At 72.9% G+C, this 17,061-nt stretch carries 16 protein-coding genes; 6 read left to right on the top strand and 10 right to left on the bottom strand.

Annotated features, from left to right (window positions below):
* The first annotated feature begins 72 nt into the window (after window positions 1-72).
* On the top strand, window positions 73-1,149 hold the full coding sequence (locus tag OG959_RS16325; RefSeq protein ID WP_326659117.1) for a hypothetical protein: 1,077 nt from the start codon (window positions 73-75) through the stop codon (window positions 1,147-1,149).
* A gap of 531 nt (window positions 1,150-1,680) precedes the next feature.
* Here OG959_RS16325 and OG959_RS16320 read toward each other — a convergent pair.
* From OG959_RS16320 to OG959_RS16305, 4 genes are read right to left on the bottom strand one after another with little or no spacing between them, the layout of a single operon-like run.
* Window positions 1,681-2,658, bottom strand: coding sequence for an ABC transporter substrate-binding protein (locus tag OG959_RS16320; protein WP_326659115.1), 978 nt, complete (start codon window positions 2,656-2,658; stop codon window positions 1,681-1,683).
* Window positions 2,659-2,686: 28 nt separating this feature from the next.
* Window positions 2,687-3,532, bottom strand: coding sequence for an ABC transporter ATP-binding protein (locus OG959_RS16315; protein WP_326659112.1), 846 nt, complete (start codon window positions 3,530-3,532; stop codon window positions 2,687-2,689).
* A complete protein-coding gene (locus tag OG959_RS16310) occupies window positions 3,529-4,599 on the bottom strand; it encodes a FecCD family ABC transporter permease (protein WP_326659111.1) in 1,071 nt (356 codons plus the stop codon). The genes OG959_RS16315 and OG959_RS16310 overlap by 4 nt, the downstream gene beginning before the upstream one ends.
* Window positions 4,596-5,606 (bottom strand): FecCD family ABC transporter permease, encoded by a 1,011-nt coding sequence (locus OG959_RS16305; RefSeq protein ID WP_326659109.1) that lies wholly within the window; start codon window positions 5,604-5,606, stop codon window positions 4,596-4,598. The genes OG959_RS16310 and OG959_RS16305 overlap by 4 nt, the downstream gene beginning before the upstream one ends.
* A gap of 186 nt (window positions 5,607-5,792) precedes the next feature.
* Here OG959_RS16305 and OG959_RS16300 point away from each other — a divergent pair, with 186 nt between their 5' ends.
* Entirely contained in the window at window positions 5,793-6,416 is a 624-nt protein-coding gene (locus OG959_RS16300; protein WP_442805578.1) for an HAD family hydrolase, read from the top strand.
* A 31-nt stretch (window positions 6,417-6,447) separates the two neighbouring features.
* Here OG959_RS16300 and OG959_RS16295 read toward each other — a convergent pair whose 3' ends face one another.
* The gene (locus OG959_RS16295) at window positions 6,448-6,885 is read right to left on the bottom strand and encodes a MerR family transcriptional regulator (RefSeq protein WP_326659105.1); all 438 of its coding nucleotides are present in this window, start codon (window positions 6,883-6,885) and stop codon (window positions 6,448-6,450) included.
* Between the two features lie 47 nt (window positions 6,886-6,932).
* On the opposite strand from OG959_RS16295, the gene OG959_RS16290 reads away from it, so the two are divergent.
* On the top strand, window positions 6,933-7,757 hold the full coding sequence (locus OG959_RS16290) for an MBL fold metallo-hydrolase (protein WP_326659103.1): 825 nt from the start codon (window positions 6,933-6,935) through the stop codon (window positions 7,755-7,757).
* A gap of 11 nt (window positions 7,758-7,768) precedes the next feature.
* Here OG959_RS16290 and OG959_RS16285 read toward each other — a convergent pair whose 3' ends face one another.
* On the bottom strand, window positions 7,769-7,993 hold the full coding sequence (locus OG959_RS16285; RefSeq protein ID WP_326659101.1) for a hypothetical protein: 225 nt from the start codon (window positions 7,991-7,993) through the stop codon (window positions 7,769-7,771).
* 200 nt (window positions 7,994-8,193) lie between these two features.
* On the opposite strand from OG959_RS16285, the gene OG959_RS16280 reads away from it, so the two are divergent.
* Window positions 8,194-8,577: a cold-shock protein gene (locus OG959_RS16280; RefSeq protein WP_136328972.1), complete on the top strand. Its 384-nt coding sequence runs from the start codon at window positions 8,194-8,196 to the stop codon at window positions 8,575-8,577.
* Window positions 8,578-8,593: 16 nt separating this feature from the next.
* On the opposite strand, the gene OG959_RS16275 is transcribed toward OG959_RS16280, so the two are convergent.
* From OG959_RS16275 to OG959_RS16260, 4 genes are read right to left on the bottom strand one after another with little or no spacing between them, the layout of a single operon-like run.
* Complete coding sequence (locus tag OG959_RS16275; RefSeq protein WP_326659100.1) at window positions 8,594-9,451, bottom strand: 1,4-dihydroxy-6-naphthoate synthase; 858 nt, start codon at window positions 9,449-9,451, stop codon at window positions 8,594-8,596.
* Window positions 9,432-10,136 carry a futalosine hydrolase gene (locus OG959_RS16270; RefSeq protein ID WP_326659099.1) on the bottom strand — a complete coding sequence of 235 codons (705 nt, stop codon included), beginning with the start codon at window positions 10,134-10,136 and terminating at the stop codon, window positions 9,432-9,434. Before OG959_RS16270 ends, OG959_RS16275 begins: the two co-directional genes overlap by 20 nt.
* 29 nt (window positions 10,137-10,165) lie before the next feature.
* Complete coding sequence (locus OG959_RS16265; RefSeq protein WP_148019345.1) at window positions 10,166-10,645, bottom strand: DUF2771 domain-containing protein; 480 nt, start codon at window positions 10,643-10,645, stop codon at window positions 10,166-10,168.
* Between the two features lie 27 nt (window positions 10,646-10,672).
* Window positions 10,673-12,109 carry an MFS transporter gene (locus tag OG959_RS16260; protein WP_326659095.1) on the bottom strand — a complete coding sequence of 479 codons (1,437 nt, stop codon included), beginning with the start codon at window positions 12,107-12,109 and terminating at the stop codon, window positions 10,673-10,675.
* Window positions 12,110-12,529: 420 nt separating this feature from the next.
* Between OG959_RS16260 and OG959_RS16255 the strand changes: the two genes are divergently transcribed.
* Window positions 12,530-13,456 (top strand): DUF3027 domain-containing protein, encoded by a 927-nt coding sequence (locus OG959_RS16255; RefSeq protein WP_326659092.1) that lies wholly within the window; start codon window positions 12,530-12,532, stop codon window positions 13,454-13,456.
* 380 nt (window positions 13,457-13,836) lie between these two features.
* A complete protein-coding gene (locus tag OG959_RS16250; protein WP_326666418.1) occupies window positions 13,837-17,043 on the top strand; it encodes a sacsin N-terminal ATP-binding-like domain-containing protein in 3,207 nt (1,068 codons plus the stop codon).
* The last annotated feature ends 18 nt before the right edge of the window (window positions 17,044-17,061 follow it).

The following is a 17,061-nucleotide window of genomic DNA, read 5'->3' as shown; positions in this document are numbered from 1 at the left end:
CCCACGGTAGTCGCTCCGGACAGGCCCGAGGACGCTACCGTCGGTGCAGGGCGGTAAGAGGGGAACGATCGCGTGGGGATCGAGAGCGACCAGCTGGTCTACGACTACTTGAGCCGGGTCGGCGACCTGGCGCAGCAGCAACAGCTGTCCTCGGGCACCCGGATGAGACTCGTGTCGGAGTTGCGGGGCGAGATCGACCGGCAGCGGGTGGCGCAGGCCGCGGACACCCCGGGAGCGGTGCGCCGCATCATCGGGAAGCTCGGCACCCCCGACGAACTGGTCGCGGCGGCGGCCTCGTCGGGCGACGGCACCCCGTTGCTGCCGCAGGAGCCGGACACGGGCGGCGCGCAGCCGTCGGGGATCCCGCGCCCGCGCCGGGCGAGGCTCCGGAAAGACAGTTCGCGCAAGGGCGCGTCGGAAGCGCGGGAGGCCGCTTCGAGGCCGTCGCCCCGCCCGGCGCCGTCCCCGCCGCACCGGGCGGGGTCGGACGAACTCGGCCCGTCGGGGGACGACACGGACTGGTGGAGCGTGGCCCCGGGCCGGTTCGGAGACGCCGGTGAGTTCGGCGCGGGAACCGATGTGCCGGGCTTCCGGGGCGGGGTGGAGATCCCGGAGGTGCTGAGGCCGCCGGTGGCGGCGGAGGACGACGAGGACGACGAGGAGTTCGAGGAGTTCGAGGAGGAGGCGGAGGAGGACGAGGAGTTCGAGGAGGAGGCGGAGGCCGGGACGCCGCGCCGGAGGCGGTTGCCGCGGCTGCGCCGCGCCCGTGACCGCGAGACCGCCGCGCCCCGCGGCTTCTCGCACCCCCTGCTCCTGGTGGCCGCCGCGCTGCTGGTGGCCGGTGCGGTGATGGACGCTCCGCAGGCCCTGCTGGCCCTGGCGGGCGGCTGGCTGCTCGCGTACAGCTCCCGCAAGCTGTCGCGCGCGGAGGCGAAGTGGGCGGTGATGGGGCTGCCCGGGATCGTCGCGGTGGGCGCCCTCGTCTGGCTGTGGGGCCGGATGGACGGCCGGTGGGGCGCGCCCATCGCGGAGGGGCAGATGACCCCGGCGATCGGCGACACGTGGCCGTGGGTGCTGCGGGGCGCGGCCGTGGCCTCCGCGCTCTACCTGGTCTGGCGGGCACGGGGCCCTCGGCCGGGCGGGCGGTGAGGGGCCCTTGGGCGGGCGGTGAGGGTGCCCGGTCCCCGTGCTCGGGGTTCCGTCCTCAATCGCCGGACGGGCTTGAGATGCGCGGGTGCTCCGCCAGGTGCTGGGTGCGCCCTGTTCGGTGGGTGGGGGTGGGGGCCCTCCGGGGAGATCTCCTCGGAACTGGCGTGTTCACCCGGGTCCGTGAGGGACCCGGGTCGTACGCCATTTCCTGCGGGGACTCCCCTGCACGCCCCCACCCGGCATCAGTCGCGTGTGCACACCGGCGTGACGACTGTCGCAGACGCAAGACGGGCCGGTCCGGGGCCGTGCAGGGGAGTCCCCGCAGGACGACGCACATCGACCCGGGTCGTTCGCGTACCGGCGGAACGTGCGGCGTCCGAGGAGATCTCCCCGGAGGGGCCCCGGACCCCCACCACCGGAGCAGGCGTCCCGCACCCGGCGGGGCACCCGCACTACCCAAGCCCGTCCGGCGATTGAGGACGGAACCCCGCGCCCCGGAAAGGGGCAGCCCGGACGCACAGGCCCCCGGCGTCAGCCGGCCAGCTTCGTCTGGAACTCGTCGAGGATCTGGTCCGCCGCCGTGTAGCCGATGCCGGCGATCCACAGGCGGTCGTCGACCTTGAAGACCTTGCCGTTCTTCGAGGCGGTCAGGCCCTTCCACAGGCCGCTCTTCATCGTCTTGGTCGCCCCCGCCTTGTCCGGGTCGCCGTACGTGGACGTGAAGACGACGTCCGCGTCCGCGAGGTCGATCTTCTCGGGGGAGACGTCGTAGGAGAAGCCGTCCTTGGCCTTGTCCGTGATGGCGGGCCGGCCCATGCCGAGGTCGGCGAGGATCGAGCCGATGTAGTTCTGCTTGCCGTAGATGCGGATGTCGGCGCCCTCGACGAAGCGGACGAAGTTGACGTCGGTGGCCGCCGCCTTGTCCTTGCCGCCGATCGCCTCGGTCACCTTCGCGACATGGGCGTCGTACGCGGCGACGATCTTCTTCGCCTCGGCCTGCTTGCCGAGCGCCTCGGCGTGGACCTGGAAGTTCTCCTTCCAGGCGGTGCCGGTGGACTCCGTCATCACGGTGGGGGCGATGGCACTGAGCTGCTCGTAGCGGTCGCCGTCACGGACCTTGCTGGTGAGGATCAGGTCCGGCTTCAGGGAGGCGACGGTCTCCATGTTGGGGTTGGCGATCTCGCCGACCTCCGTGAGCTTCTTCGTCTTCTCCGCCGGCAGGTAGGCGGGGAAGCCGTCCTCCGTGGCGGAGTGCGTCGCGCCGACGGGCTGCACGCCCAGGGTGAGGGCGGAGTCCAGCTCGCCGGTGTCCAGGACCACGACGCGCTTGGGCGCCACGGGGACCTTCACGTCGCCCATGGCGGTCTTGACGGTGTGGGTCGTGGCGGCGTCGGTCCTGTCGCCCCCGTCGGAGTCCGAGTCGGACGAACCACAGGCGGTGAGCGCGAGCGCGCCGGTCAGGGCGAGGGCGCCGAGGGTGATTCCGCGGCGGCGGAGGGCAAAGGACATGCGATGCCTTTCGTGGGTGGGTGCGGTGTCACGACGAAGGTGTGGGCTGCCAGGGCGCACCCGGCACGACGAGCGGGGAGCCCGTCACCGGGTCCGGGACGATCACGGCTTCGAGGCCGAAGACCTCGCGTACGAGTTCGGCGGTGACGACGTCCTGCGGGTGGCCCTCGGCGACGATCCGGCCCGCCTTCATGGCGACCAGGTGGTCGGCGTAGCGGGCGGCCTGGTTGAGGTCGTGCAGCACCGTCACCACGGTCCGGCCGCGGGTCCCGTCGGCGGCGGGGGCGGCCAGCCGGCGCACCAGGTCGAGGACCTCCACCTGGTGGGCGATGTCGAGGTACGTGGTCGGCTCGTCGAGCAGCAGCAGGTCCGTGTCCTGGGCGAGGGCCATCGCGATCCAGACGCGCTGGCGCTGTCCGCCGGAGAGTTCGTCCACCGACCGGGAGCCGAGTGCGGTGATGTCGGTACGTTCCATGGCCTCGGTCACCGCCCGTTCGTCCTCCTGGGACCACTGCTGCCACCAGTGCTGGTGGGGCTGGCGGCCGCGGGCGACGAGGTCGGAGACGGTGATCGCCTCGGGGGCCACGGGGGTCTGCGGGAGCAGCCCGATCGACTGGGCGATCTTCTTCGTGGGGATCTTCGACAGCTCGGTGCCGTCCAGCAGCACCGCCCCGCCGCGCGGCTTGAGGAGCCGGCCGAGCGCGCGCAGCGTCGTCGACTTGCCGCAGGCGTTCGGCCCGACGATGACGGTGACCTTCCCGTCGGGAACGGCGAGGTCCAGCTCGTGGACGACCGTGCGGTCCTCGTACGCGAGGGTCAGCTCGCGCACCGTCAGACGGCTGGTCGCGGCGTCCTGCTTCCGGAGCGTGGTCATGCGTTGCCTCCCGAGCGGCCACCGTGACCGCGGATGATCAGCCAGATCAGATACGGGGCGCCGACCGCCGCCGTCAGGACGCCCACCGGAAGTTCGGTGGGGGAGAAGAGCCTGCGGGCCAGCAGGTCCGCGAAGACGACGATCACCGCGCCGAGCAGCGCCGAGCAGAGCAGCGGGATCTGTGCGGTGCGGGTCATGCGGCGGGCGATCTGCGGGGCGAGCAGGGCGACGAAGTCGACCGGTCCGGCCGTCCCCGTGGCCACGGACGCCAGGATCACGCCGAGTGCGACGAGTCCCAGACGTACCCGCCCCAGCCGGACCCCCAGCGCGGTCGCCGTGTCGTCGTCCATGGACACGGACCGCTGGGCGCGGGCGGCCCACAGGACGGCGGGCAGCAGGATGAGGAGGGTCCAGCCGATGGGCGCGGCCTCGTCGTAGCCGCGGCCGTTGAGCGATCCGGTCATCCAGATCTGGGCCTGCTGGGCGACGAGGTAGTCGCCCTTGGTCAGGAACAGGGTGGTGACCGAGCGCAGCGCGATGGCGAAACCGATACCGATGAGGACGAAGCGGGTGGCGTGCAGCCCGCCGCGCCACGCGAAGGCGTAGACGAGCGCCGCGGCCGCGACCCCGCCGATCACCGACAGGTACGGCAGGACGGTGTACGAGGTGATGCCGAACGTCATCGCGCCGACCGTGAGCGCGCTCGCGCCCTGGCTGATGCCGATGATGTCGGGGCTGGCGAGGGGGTTGCGGGCCACGGTCTGGATCAGCGCGCCCGCGATGCCGAAGGCGAGGCCGACGAGCAGCCCGACGACCATGCGGGGCAGCCGCAGCGTGCCGACGACGAGTTCGTCGGGGGAGGGACGGCCCAGGATCACGTTCAGGACTTCGGACGGCGCGACGAAGCTCTCGCCGACGCAGAGGTACGCGACGCAGACGACGGCCAGCAGGACGACGAGGCAGGCGGCGACGACCGTGGCCCGGCGGTGCAGGAGGAACCGCCCGCGGTTCCCGATCCGTACGAGGCTGTACCCGGCGGGCCGCACCGCGGCCGTGGTGGCGCTCATGCGGGCACCGCCTTCCGGCGCACCAGCGTGACCAGGAACGGCACCCCGATCAGGGCCGTCATGACCCCGGCGGGCACCTCGCTCGGCGGGAAGACGATCCGGCCGATCACATCGGAGACGAGCAGCATCACGGGTCCGATCAGGGCGGCCATCGGGAGCACCCAGCGGTGGTCGCTGCCGACGATCGCCCGGGCGATGTGGGGAACGGCGAGGCCGATGAACGCGATCGGGCCGGCCGCGGCGACCCCGGCGCCGGTGAGCACGGTGGCACCGATGCCGCCCACGATGCGTACGGTCGCGATCTTCTGCCCGAGGCCCTTAGCCATGTCCTCGCCGAGGGCGAGCGCGTCGAGCCCACGGGCGACGCAGAGCACGAGCACGGTGCCGAGCAGCAGGAACGGCCAGATCTGCTGGGCGACCTCGGCCTCGCGGCCGGCGATCGAGCCGACCTGCCAGAACCGGAACTCGTCCAGCGCGGACGCCTTGGTGGTCAGCACGGCCATGGTGACGGACACCAGCAGCGCGTTGATCGCCGCGCCGCCGAGCGCGAGCTTCACGGGGGTGGCGCCGCCGCGCCCGCTGGAGGCGATGGCGTAGACGGCGACGGAGGCGATGGCAGCCCCCGCGAAGGCGAACCAGACGTATCCGGTGAGCGTGTGGATCCCCGCGTACGCGATGGCCAGCACGACGCCGACCGAGGCGCCCTGGCTGATGCCGAGGATGCCGGGGTCGGCGATGGGGTTACGGGTGATGCCCTGGAGGACCGTGCCGGCGAGGGCGAGCGAGGCACCGACCATCAGACCGATGAGGGTGCGGGGCACCCGCATGTTCCGGATGACCTCGGCGGCGTCGGAGTGCCCGCCGTGGAGCAGGACGTCGAGCACCTCCGACGGGGGTATGGAGCGCGCCCCGACGGCGAGGCTGAGGAGTACCGCTGTCAGCAGCGCCACAACGGCCGCCGCCGTCGCGAGAGCGCGTCTGGAGCGGCGTGGTGCGGCGGTTGGCATCGAACCCCATAGACAGGTGAGACAGGCGAGACAGGTGGGACAGACGAGACAGACGAGGCGGGCGAGGCGGGCGAGACAAGCGAGACATAGCGAAGCAAAGTAAGGCTTGGCTAAGTCTATGCGGCGCCTGTGCGGGGCCTTCCGGCGGTGTACCGGGTCCGGCGAGGGCTCGGCACAATGGAGAACATGGCTTCCCACACGCTGACGGTCGGCTTCGACCTGGACATGACGCTCATCGACTCACGGCCCGGTATCGCGGCCGCCTTCGTCGCGCTCTCCGCCGAGACGGGGGCGTTCATCGACACGGATCTGGTGGTGAGCCGCCTCGGCCCGCCGCTGGAGCAGGAGATCGCGCACTGGTTCCCGGCCGCGGACGTGGCCGCGATCGCCGACCGCTACCGCGAGATCTACCCCACGTACGCGATCGGCCCGTCGCTCGCGATGCCCGGGGCACGGGAGTCGGTCGACGCGATACGCGCACTCGGCGGCCGGACGATGGTCGTCACCGCGAAGTACGAACCGAACGCGAAGCTCCACCTCGCCCACCTCGGCATCGAACCCGACGTGATCGTGGGCGGCCTGTGGGCCGAGGCGAAGGCGGAGGCGCTGCGCGAGCACGGAGCGGGCGTCTACGTGGGCGACCACACGGGCGACGTACGTGGCGCGCAGGCGGCGAACGCCGTCTCGGTGGGCGTGACGACGGGCCCGTGCGACGAGGCGGAGCTGCGCGCGGCGGGCGCGGACGTCGTCCTCACGTCGCTGACGGAGTTCCCGGCGTGGCTGGCGGCGTACACGACGTCACAGGCCTGACAGGGCGCGGCCGGCGGGGCCTCGGTGGCCGTCAGGGCTGCCGGGGGCTGTCGGGGCCGGCGGCGGCGAACGCCGGTGGGGCGACCTCGCCGATGGCCCGTTTGAAGTCGGGGCAGTCGACGATCGGCTCGTGGTCGCAGACGGCCGCGTGGCGAAGGCTGTCACGAAGACGTGTGAGGCGGCCGAGCTGCTCGTCGAGGTCCTGGGCCCGGGCGGCCATGCGCGTACGCAGGTCCGGATCCGACGGCTGTGCCGACAGGAACCGTCCGATCTCGGCGACCGAGAGCCCCGCGCCGCGCGCGCACGTGATCAGGGCCAGGCGGGCCAGCACATCCGGGTGGTACGTACGCCGCAGGCCGTTGCGGCCCGCGGGAGCGATGAGGCCCTTCTTCTCGTAGAACCTCAGCGCCGAGGGCGCCAGCCCGGATGACCGGGCGACGTCGGCGATGTCCAGCAACAGCTCGGTCATCAAAGCCCCTTGACTTGAATCGCGGTTCAAGTCGCAGCCTAGTCGGCATGAAGATTCATCATCTGAACTGTGGCTCCGTCCGGACGATCGAGCCCACCTACGCCGGGCCGCAGCCCGCTCCCGCCGTGAACCACTGCCTGCTGATCGAGACCCGCGCCGACGGCCTGGTCCTGGTCGAGACCGGACTCGGGCTCGGTGACGTCCGGGATCCGGCGGGCACGCTCGGCACGGAGTGGGTCGAGATGGCCGGCCCCGTGCTGGACGAGGAAGAGACGGCCCTGCGGCAGGTGGCCCGGCTGGGCTACGCACCGTCGGACGTGCGCCACATCCTCCTCACGCACCTGGACGTGGACCACAGCGGCGGCCTGCCCGACTTCCCGGACGCCCATGTCCACGTCCTCGCGTCCGAACTCGACGCGGCACGCGCCGAGGCGCCCAGCTTCCGCTACCGGCCTGCCCACTGGGCGCACGAGCCCCGCTGGATCACCTACGGTTCCGAGTCCGACGAGGAGTGGTTCGGGTTCACCGCGCTGCGGCCGAAAGGGCTGGGGCCCGAGATCAGACTCGTCCCGCTCGGCGGTCACACCGCCGGCCACACGGGGATCGCCGTACAGGACGGCGACCGGTGGCTCCTCCATTGCGGCGACGCCTACTACTACCACCGCGAGGTCGGACCGCTGAAGGAAACCCATCCGCTGCTCGACTTCGTCCAGACCACCGCACAGGTCCACCGTGAGCTGCGCCTCGGAACCCGGGCCCGGCTCCGCGAACTGCTCCGCGACCACGGGGACGAGGTCGAGATCTTCTCCGCGCACGACCCCTGGGAACTGGCCCGCTACACGGGCGGCACGGCGGCGGGGGCAGAGGGCTAGGACGCGGGCCGCTACCGCTCGGCCGACCCCGCCCGAGCCGAACGGACCACGCCCGCCGCGGCGATCAGGAAGCCGACGCCCATCAGCATGCACAGCGACCAGAAGACGGACGGGAGCGGGTCGGTGCCGAGGAAGAGCGGGGCCATGGTGGCGAGGGTCGACAGGGCGCCGAGGAGGAAGACGATCGCGCCGATGCGGACCAGCCGGTCGCCTGCGCCGGAAGGGGGAGTACTCACCCCGTCAGGGTAGTTCCCGGCGGCGGCGGGCCGCTCCCGGGTGGGGCAGGTGCCGTTTCCGGACAGAGTCCGGATGACCAGGCTTGACGAGGGGTACTTCACCTGTGGAGGCTTCTGCCAGCAGGGGAAGCACGACCACAGGACGGCCTGACCTGCTGAGGGCTTTGTTCCGGCATACGGGTTGAGATGGGGTGCGTGCTTTGCCGACTGGCAAGGTCAAGTGGTTCAACAGTGAGAAGGGCTTCGGCTTCCTCTCCCGCGACGACGGCAGCGACGTCTTCGTGCACTCGTCCGTGCTTCCCGACGGAGTCGACGCACTCAAGCCCGGACAGCGCGTCGAGTTCGGCGTGGTCGCCGGACAACGTGGTGACCAGGCACTTTCCGTGGCGATCCTCGACCCCACCCCGTCCGTGGCGGCCGCCCAGCGGCGCAAGCCGGACGAGCTGGCGTCGATCGTGCAGGATCTGACGACAGTGCTGGAGAACATCACGCCGATGCTGGAGCGCGGCCGCTACCCCGACAAGGCGTCCGGCGCCAAGATCGCCGGCCTGCTGCGGGCGGTCGCGGACCAGCTCGACGTATAGGCGCCCTGACAGGCACTCAGACGAACGACAGCGCGTCCGGGCCGAGGGGCGGCACCAGCCCCTCGGCCGCGGCGCGCGTCAGCAGGCCCCGGATCGCCGCGTAGCCGTCCTCGCCGAGGTCGGCGGTGAACTCGTTCACGTACAGACCGATGTGCTGGTCGGCGACGGAGGGGTCCATCTCCTGCGCGTGCTCCAGGACGTAGGGGCGCGAGGTCTCCGGGTCGTCCCACGCCATCCGGACCGAGGTGCGCACCGAGTCGGCGAGGAGCTTCAGCGTGTCCGCGCCCAGGGAGCGCTTGGCGATGATCGCGCCGAGCGGGATCGGCAGCCCGGTCGTGTCCTCCCAGTGCCGGCCCATGTCGGCCGCGTTGTGCAGACCGTAGTTCTGGTACGTGAAGCGCGCCTCGTGGATGACGAGACCGGCGTCGACCTTGCCGTCCCGCACCGCCGGCATGATCTCGTCGAACGGCATGACGACGATCTCGCCGACCCCGCCGGGTACGACCTCCGCCGCCCAGAGGCGGAAGAGCAGGTACGCGGTGGAGCGCTCGCTCGGCACGGCGACGGTCTTCCCCGTCAGGTCCGTGCCCGCCTCCCTCGTGAGGACGAGCGGCCCGCAGCCCCGCCCCAGCGCCCCGCCGCACGGCAGGAGCGCGTACTCGTCGAGGACCCAGGGCAGCACCGCGTACGACACCTTGAGGACGTCCAGCTCGCCGCGCTCGGCCATGCCGTTGGTGAGGTCGATGTCCGCGAACGTGACGTCGAGCGCGGGCGCGTCGGGCACCCTGCCGTGGGCCCAGGCGTCGAAGACGAACGTGTCGTTCGGGCACGGCGAGAAGGCGATCCGCAGCGGGTCAGGAGTCGTTTCGGTCATGGTGGATCCAGCCTTCCAGTACGGGGGTGAGCTTCCCGAACGCCTCGGTGAGCGCGGCCAGCGCGTCGCCGATGCGCCAGGCGTCGCGGTCGCGCGGGCCGACGGCGTTGGAGACGGCCCTGATCTCCAGGACGGGGACACCGGCCAGGGCGGCCGCCTCGGCGACCCCGAAGCCCTCCATGGCCTCGGCCACGGCGCCGGGATGTGCGGTGCGGAGCGCGGCGGCGCGTCCGGCGCTGCCGGTCACCGTGGAGACGGTGAGGACGTCGCCGGTCACCGCGCGGGTCGCGGCGACCGCCGCCCTCACCAGGGAGCGGGGCGGGAAGTGCCAGACCCGGCCGAAGCCCAGCTCGGTGACGGGCACGAAGCCCCCCGGGGTCTCGGCGCCCAGGTCCGCCGCGCCGATGCGCCCGGCCACGACGAGCGAACCGACCGGGGCCACACCGGCGAACCCGCCGCCGATGCCGGCCGAGATCACCAGGTCGTAGCGGTCCGAGGCCAGGGCGAACGCGGCGGAGGCCGCCGCCGCTGCCGGTCCCGCGCCGCCCGCCAGGACGTCGTAGGGGCCCGCGCGATGGATCTCGGCGCCCGGCACCGTATGGACGGAGACCTCGCCGTCGGGCCCGGACGCACGCGTGACCGCGTCCCGTTCCACCGGGACAGCGGTCACGACAAGCACACGCACGGGGGAAGCCCTCCGGGGTCAGGAGGGGATCAGTCGGACTTCTCGAGCTTGAAGTGCCAGATGCCGGTCAGCTTCTTGCCGTCGGTCTCCACGATGCTGATCTGGGTCGACTTCGTGGTCTCGCCGGTCTGGCTGGAGAAGAAGGCGCTGCCCGGGATGGACCGGTAGGTCTTCTTGTACGGCTCCTGCTCGGCCTGCTGGCCGTTGATGAAGAGGGTCCAGCCGTTGTCCGCGACCTCGGGGTCGACGCCGAAGCGGACCTTGTCGTCCATCGCGGCCTTGACGGTCTTCTCCGCCTTCTTGTTGAGGCAGCCCTGGATATCGGACTCCTTGAGCGCCTTGCCATCGTTGTAGCAGGACGCCTCGGCACTCACCGAGTTGTCGCCGACCGTCACGGTGGCGAGCGGCGTCGGCTTGTCGCAGGCGGAGAGGACAAGGAGTCCCGCGGACACGGCACCAAGAGCGACGCCGATTCGACGGCCCTTACCGGAGAAGAACGCAACGGTCATGGGCCGAAGGCTATCGGTCGCCCCGGCTCACGCCACGCGGGGGTGCGGCGAGCCGCGCCGCGCGGCGCCGAGCAGACCCCGTACGGACGTGGCGGCACCGAGTGCGAGGATGCCCGCGGCGACCGACATGCCCAGTACTCCGTTGAGGGGGAGGGCGATCCCGACGGCCCCGCCGGCCACCCAGGCCATCTGGAGCAGCGTCTCCGAGCGGGCGAACGCGGACGTCCGCACCTCCTCCGGTACGTCGCGCTGGATCATCGCGTCCAGCGACAGCTTCGACAGCGCCTGGGTGAAGCCCGCCATGGCCGCGAGCGCGGCGACCATGACCGTGCTGAAGAAGATGGCGGCCAGCACGGCGACGCCCAGTGCCAGGCCCAGCACCGAGGCGACGATGATCTCCGGACCGCGCGCCCGGAGCCAGGAGCCGACCGCGGTACCCAGCGCGTTCCCCACCCCGGCGGCCACACCGACGATGCCGAGCGAGATCGCGGCGCTCTGCCCGGCCAGCGGGTGCTCGCGCAGCAGGAACGCCAGGAAGAAGATCAGGAAGCCGGAGAGTGCCCGGTGGGAGGCGTTGGCCTGGAGCCCGTGCAGGACGGACGGGCCGACGGAGCGCAGCCCGGGCCGCTTCTCGCCGTTCTTCTCCTTGGCCCGGGCCGGCTTCTTCCCGTTCCTGGGCGTGCCGTTCTTCCGGAGCGGTTCGGGCCGGGCGGCACCCTCGCCGTGCGGCGGCACCAGATGCGCCTTCCGCTCCCCCTTCGCCGAGTCCACCTTGTGCGGCAGCGTGAAGGCGAGCACGGCGCCGCCGACGAAGATCGCGCACGCCCCGTACAGCGGCCACGGCGGCCCGATGGTCTGGAGCCCCGCCCCGATGGGCGCGGCGACGCCGGTCGCCAGGAGGCCGGCGAGGGTGACCCGTGAGTTGGCCTTCACGAGCGAGAAACGGGGTGGCAGCAGACGCGGTACGACGGCGCTGCGCACCACTCCGTACGCCTTCGAGCACACCAGTACGCCCAGAGCGGCCGGATACAGCTCCAGGCCGCCGGTGGCGACCGCGCCCGACATGGTGAGCGCCAGGACGGCCCGGGCCAGCATGGAGCCCGCCATGGCGGCGCGACGGCCGTGCGGCAGGCGGTCCAGGAGCGGGCCGATGACGGGGGCGAGGAGGATGAACGGCGCCATGGTGACGGCGAGGTACAGCGCGACCCGGCCGCGGGCCTGGTCCGTCGGTACGGAGAAGAACACGGTCGACGCGAGCGCGACGGTGATCATCACGTCGCCCGCGCCGTTCACCGCGTGCAGCTCGATCAGCTTGCCGAGGCCCGACTCACCGGCCCCGTGGGCGTGGGTCGCCTTCCGGATGCCGCGGGCGGTTCCGGTGAACGGGGTGTGGAGGGCATGACCGATCGACCGGCCCGTTCTGCGGAGCGGGCCGGATGCGTCGTGCGACCTGGCAGAAGCCACTTGGTCATAGTGCCCCAGTCCCCGGCGTCACGAACCGAGATCGGCGCGGGGCGCGATGTGTACCGCCCCGTCGGGTCAGTGATCGGCCAGGTCGCAGGGGGTGCGGAGGGCCGGACAGAGAGGACCGGAGAGCGTTCTTCAGCGGGGACACGGCGTCGGATACGACGTCGTTTGGGACGGGCAGGTGGGCGAGGAGCGGCGGAGAGGGTAGCGTGCGTAGCGCGCCACCGGCGGTTGTTCTTGGCCGCGCGCCTCTCGGCGATCCCGCAGAATGGATCGCAGAAGGTGCGCCCGAGGCAGGCACAAACGGGTGTGGACGTCGACGCGGCCCCCAGGTCCGCTCCGCCCGCAACCGTATGGCCGAAATCGATGGATGTGCTGGCGCGCTCGTGAGACTGGCGTAGGAGAGAAGCGAGACCTGTGAGTGCTGCGACGACGAGAAGCCGTACGGCCCGTACCCCCGTTCCCGACCGTCTGTGCGCAGAGGCCGTAGACCTCGCCCGCGCGGCGGCCGAGGAAGCGGCCGCGCCGGGAGTGGTGGGTGAGCATGTGGCCGTGGTCCCCGAGGGGGACCGCGTCGTCACGCACTACTTCGAGTGCAAGGACCCGGCCTACCGGGGCTGGCGCTGGGCGGTGACGGTCGCCAGGGCGTCCCGCGCGAAGAACGTCACGCTGGACGAGACGGTCCTGCTGCCGGGCACCGACGCGCTGCTCGCGCCGGAGTGGGTGCCGTGGAGCGAGCGGCTGCGGCCGGGCGACATGGGGCCGGGCGACCTGCTGCCCACCGAGGCGGACGACCTGCGCCTGGAGCCGGGCTACACCGGTGAGGACGAGCTCCCGCCGAACTCCGTGGTCTCGGGCGAGCTGGCCGACCTCGTCGAGTCCGAGGACGCGGAACTGACGACGCGCCCGGAGCCGCCGCGCCGCGGTTCGATCGCGGCGGTCGCGGACGAGCTGGGCATGCGGCGTGCGCGGGTGCTGTCCCGGTACGGGCTCCATGCGGCGGCCGACCGCTGGGACGAGGGGTTCGGCGCGAAGACGCCGATGGCGCAGGCGGCCCCGGCGACGTGTGTGTCGTGCGCCTTCCTGGTGCCGCTCGCGGGTTCGCTGAAGCAGGCCTTCGGGGTCTGCGCGAACGAGTTCGGTCCGGCGGACGGGCACGTGGTGTCCCTGTCGTACGGGTGCGGCGGGCATTCGGAGGCCGCGGTCATGCCGAAGCCGCCGAAGCCGGCGCCGCACGCGCTGGACACGATGCAGGTGGACGAGTACCCGCTGCGTCCGGCGCGGGATTCCGGCTCCGTACCGGTGGAGACGGATGCGCCGACGGAGGACCTCGGCCACTCGTAGGCGGTGGCCCGGGGGCGGGTTCCCGCGGAGCGCGGTTGCTCCGTCGTGCCGGGTCCGTCCCCAAACGCTGGACGGGCTGGTTTCGTGCGGGTTGCTCCGGCGTACGGCTTTGTCCTCAAACGCCGGACGGGCTTGTTTGTGCGGCTGGACGGGCCTGATCGGGCTCGGCCCGGTGGATCCAGCTCGTCCGGCGTTTGAGGACGGAACCCGGGGCGTGGAGAGCGGTACCGGTGATTTCGGGCCGTCCAGGGGTACCCCCAGCCCTTCCGGCGCTTGAGGACAACGCGTGGACCGGTCCGGACCCGGTAGCTTCGGGCGCACACTTGGCGACACGGGCATGCGCCAGCGGAAGAGCCGGAAGAGGGAGTCACAGCGTGAGCATCATGGCGACCGAGGGGGCCGACCCATTCGGAACCGCGCGGCTGCGACGCGGCGTGCTCGACGCATGGGGCGCCGGCCCCGCCCGCTTCCGTGAGGACGCCAACGCCGAGGAGGACCTCGCGCTCGGCGGCTACCGCGACCGCCTCGTCGTCGAACTGGCCCAGAACGCCGCCGACGCCGCAGCCCGCGCCCATGTGCCCGGCCGGCTCCGGCTGACCCTGCACCCCGCGACCGCGACCGCCCCCGCGGTCCTCGCCGCCGCGAACACCGGCGCACCCCTGGACGCCACCGGCGTGGAGTCGCTGTCCACCCTGCGGGCCTCCGCCAAGCGCGAGGGTCACGACGGGGCCGTCGGCAGGTTCGGCGTCGGGTTCGCCGCCGTGCTCGCGGTGAGCGACGAGCCGGCCGTCGTCGGCCGGCACGGAGGTGTGCGCTGGTCCCTCGCCGAGGCCCGTGACCTCGCCCGTGAGGCGGCCGTCGGCAGCCCCGGCCTCGGCGACGAACTGCGCCGCCGCGACGGACACGTACCGCTGCTGCGCCTGCCGCTGCCGGCCGAGGGCACCGCACCCGACGGCTACGACACCGTCGTCGTCCTGCCGCTGCGCGACGGCGTCGCCGAGGACCTGGTCGGCCGGCTGCTCGGCGCGATCGACGACGCGCTGCTCCTGACCCTGTCCGGCCTGGACGAGATCGTCGTCGAAACCCCGGACACCGTACGGACGTTGCGCCGCTCGCAGCACGGCCCGTACACGCACGTCGAGGACTCGGGGCACGGCACGAACCGCTGGCGGACCGTCACCCGCCAGGGCCCCGTCGAGCCCGCCCTGCTCGTCGACCGTCCGCTGGAGGAACGGCTGCGCCCGCACTGGTCGGTGACCTGGGCCGTCCCCGTGGACGCGGAGGGCGCCCCGGTCCACCCCCGTACCGCCCCCGTGGTGCACGCCCCGACGCCCACCGACGAACCGCTCGGCTTTCCCGCGCTGCTCATCGCCTCGCTGCCGCTGGACACCACCCGCCGGCACCCCGCGCCCGGCCCGCTCACCGACTTCCTGGTGCAGCGCGCGGCCGACGCGTACGCGGAACTGCTCGCCGACTGGCAGCCGGTGACCGTCGCGACGATCGGGCTCGTGCCCGGACCGCTCGGCAAGGGCGAACTGGACGGCGCGCTGCGGGGAGCCGTGCTGGAGCGGCTGCCCCGGGTCGCGTTCCTCGAACCGGCCGCCCCGCGCGACCCCGCCGCCGAACCCGACCGGTGGGACAGCTGGGACTCCGGGACGGAGAGCGCCCGCAAGGCCACCACCGCGCTGCGGCCGATCGAGGCCGAGGTGCTGGAGGGGGTCGGCGCCGAGACCGTCGCGGTGCTGGCCGAGGTGCTGCCGTGCCTGCTGCCCGCGGGACTCGAGCGCCGCGTCGAACTGCGGACACTCGGTGTCGCCCGGGTGCCGCTGACCGAGGCGATCGACCGGCTCGCGGGTCTGGAGCGCGACCCGGGCTGGTGGCGGCGGCTGTACGACAGCCTGGCCGGTGTCGAGCCGGACCGGCTCTCCGGGCTTCCGGTGCCGCTCGCCGGTACGGAGTCCCAGGGCCCGGACCCCGACGCGCCGGCCGTCCCGCGGACGACGATCGGGCCCCGGCAGATCCTGCTCCCGCTGCCCGACGCGCTGACCGGTCCCGTCCTGGACCGGCTCGGCCGGCTCGGGCTGAAGGTCGCGCATCCGGACGCCGCGCACCCGCTCCTGGAGAAGCTGGGCGCCCTTCCCGCCACGCCGCGCGCCGTGCTGACGACCCCGCAGGTGCGGGCCGCCGTCGCCGGTTCGCTGGACGCGGGCGAGATCTGGGACGAGGACGCGCTCGACGGCGACGAGCTCGTGGAGACCGTCCTCACCCTGGTCCGGGACGCCGACCTGGCACCCGGCGACGAGCCCTGGCTCGGTGCGCTCGCCCTGCCCGACGAGGACGGCGAGCTCGCACCGGCCGGTGAACTGGTGCTGCCCGGCAGCCCGTTCGCCGCGATCATGCGCGAGGGTGAACTCGCCCTGTGCGACGAGGAGCTGGCCGGCCGCTGGGGCGAACAGCCGCTCACCGCCTGCGGGGTGCTGGCCACGTTCGCGCTCGTCCGGGCCACCGACGTGGTCCTGGACCCGGACGAACTGGAGCCCCGCGACGGCGACTACGCCGAACCCGACGACGCCGGGCTGCTCGACGCCGTCGACGTGTGGTGCGAGGACATCCTCGACCAGCTCCCCGACACCCCCGTGCCGCCGGTCGCCACCGAGATCGTCGCCGTCCGCGACCTCGACCTCGTCGACGACGACGCCTGGCCCCAGGCGCTCGCCCTGCTCGCCAGGCCGCCGCTGCGGGACGCGCTGACCCAGCCGGTGCGCGTGCTGCTCCCGGACGGCACGACGCAGTCCGTGCGCCCGTACACCGCCTGGTGGCTGCGCGACCATCCGGTGCTGGACGGCCGTCGCCCGGCCGGTCTGCGCGCCCACGGCGGCGACCCCCGGCTCGCGGGCCTGTACGACTCCGCCGACGCGACCGGCTTCGACGACGCGCAGGTGCTGCGCGCCCTCGGGGTGAGGACCTCGGTCGCCGCGCTGCTGGACGAGCCCGGCGGTGCGGCCGAACTTCTCGGGCGGCTCGCGGACGAGGACCGTCCGGTCGGCCCCGTACAGCTGCACTCCCTGTACACGGCGCTCGCCGAACTCGACCCGGAGCAGGTCACGCTGCCGGACGAGCTGCGGGCCGTCGTCGACGGCGAGGTGCGGGTCGTCGACGCGGCGGACGCGATGATCGCGGACGCCCCGGACCTGCTGCCGCTGAGCGGGGGAGTGGCGCTGCTGCCGGTCGCCCCGGCGAGTGCGGCGGAGCTGGCCGAGCTGTTCCAGGTGCGGCGGCTCGGCGAGAGCGTCGAGGCGGAGGTGACGTCCGAGGGCGAGGAGCACCAGGTCCCGGACCCGGTCAGGATCCTGCTCGGCGCCGGCACCCCGGACACGTACGTCGAGCACGGCGAACTGCGGGCGGGCGGCACCGAACTGGACTGGCGCCGCACCCCGGACGGCGTCGTCCACGCAGCGACCCTGGAAGGTGTCGCGGCGGGCCTGGCCTGGGCGGCGGGCCAGTGGCCGCGCCGCTTCGAGGTCGCGGCCCTGCTGGAGGACCCGTCCCGCACGGACGAGCTGGCCCGGGACCGCTGGTTCGACTGAGCTCGGGGCGGCCCCGGG

This window comes from Streptomyces sp. NBC_00385, assembly GCF_035917155.1.
Classification (GTDB): Bacteria; Actinomycetota; Actinomycetes; order Streptomycetales; family Streptomycetaceae; genus Streptomyces; species Streptomyces poriferorum.
The sequence above is the reverse complement of the archived record's forward strand: the minus strand, read 5'-3'. Positions and strand labels throughout refer to the sequence as shown.

What these genes read in the sequence shown, in the direction of transcription:
- OG959_RS16300 (WP_442805578.1), top strand. Translation starts at nt 5,793, where the DNA reads ATGGCTTCCCACACGCTGACGGTCGGCTTCGACCTGGACATGACGCTC.
- OG959_RS16265 (WP_148019345.1), bottom strand. Translation starts at nt 10,645, where the DNA reads ATGACCGTTGCGTTCTTCTCCGGTAAGGGCCGTCGAATCGGCGTCGCT.
- OG959_RS16320 (WP_326659115.1), bottom strand. Translation starts at nt 2,658, where the DNA reads ATGTCCTTTGCCCTCCGCCGCCGCGGAATCACCCTCGGCGCCCTCGCC.
- OG959_RS16305 (WP_326659109.1), bottom strand. Translation starts at nt 5,606, where the DNA reads ATGCCAACCGCCGCACCACGCCGCTCCAGACGCGCTCTCGCGACGGCG.
- OG959_RS16310 (WP_326659111.1), bottom strand. Translation starts at nt 4,599, where the DNA reads ATGAGCGCCACCACGGCCGCGGTGCGGCCCGCCGGGTACAGCCTCGTA.
- OG959_RS16295 (WP_326659105.1), bottom strand. Translation starts at nt 6,885, where the DNA reads ATGACCGAGCTGTTGCTGGACATCGCCGACGTCGCCCGGTCATCCGGG.
- OG959_RS16315 (WP_326659112.1), bottom strand. Translation starts at nt 3,532, where the DNA reads ATGACCACGCTCCGGAAGCAGGACGCCGCGACCAGCCGTCTGACGGTG.
- OG959_RS16290 (WP_326659103.1), top strand. Translation starts at nt 6,933, where the DNA reads ATGAAGATTCATCATCTGAACTGTGGCTCCGTCCGGACGATCGAGCCC.
- OG959_RS16275 (WP_326659100.1), bottom strand. Translation starts at nt 9,451, where the DNA reads ATGACCGAAACGACTCCTGACCCGCTGCGGATCGCCTTCTCGCCGTGC.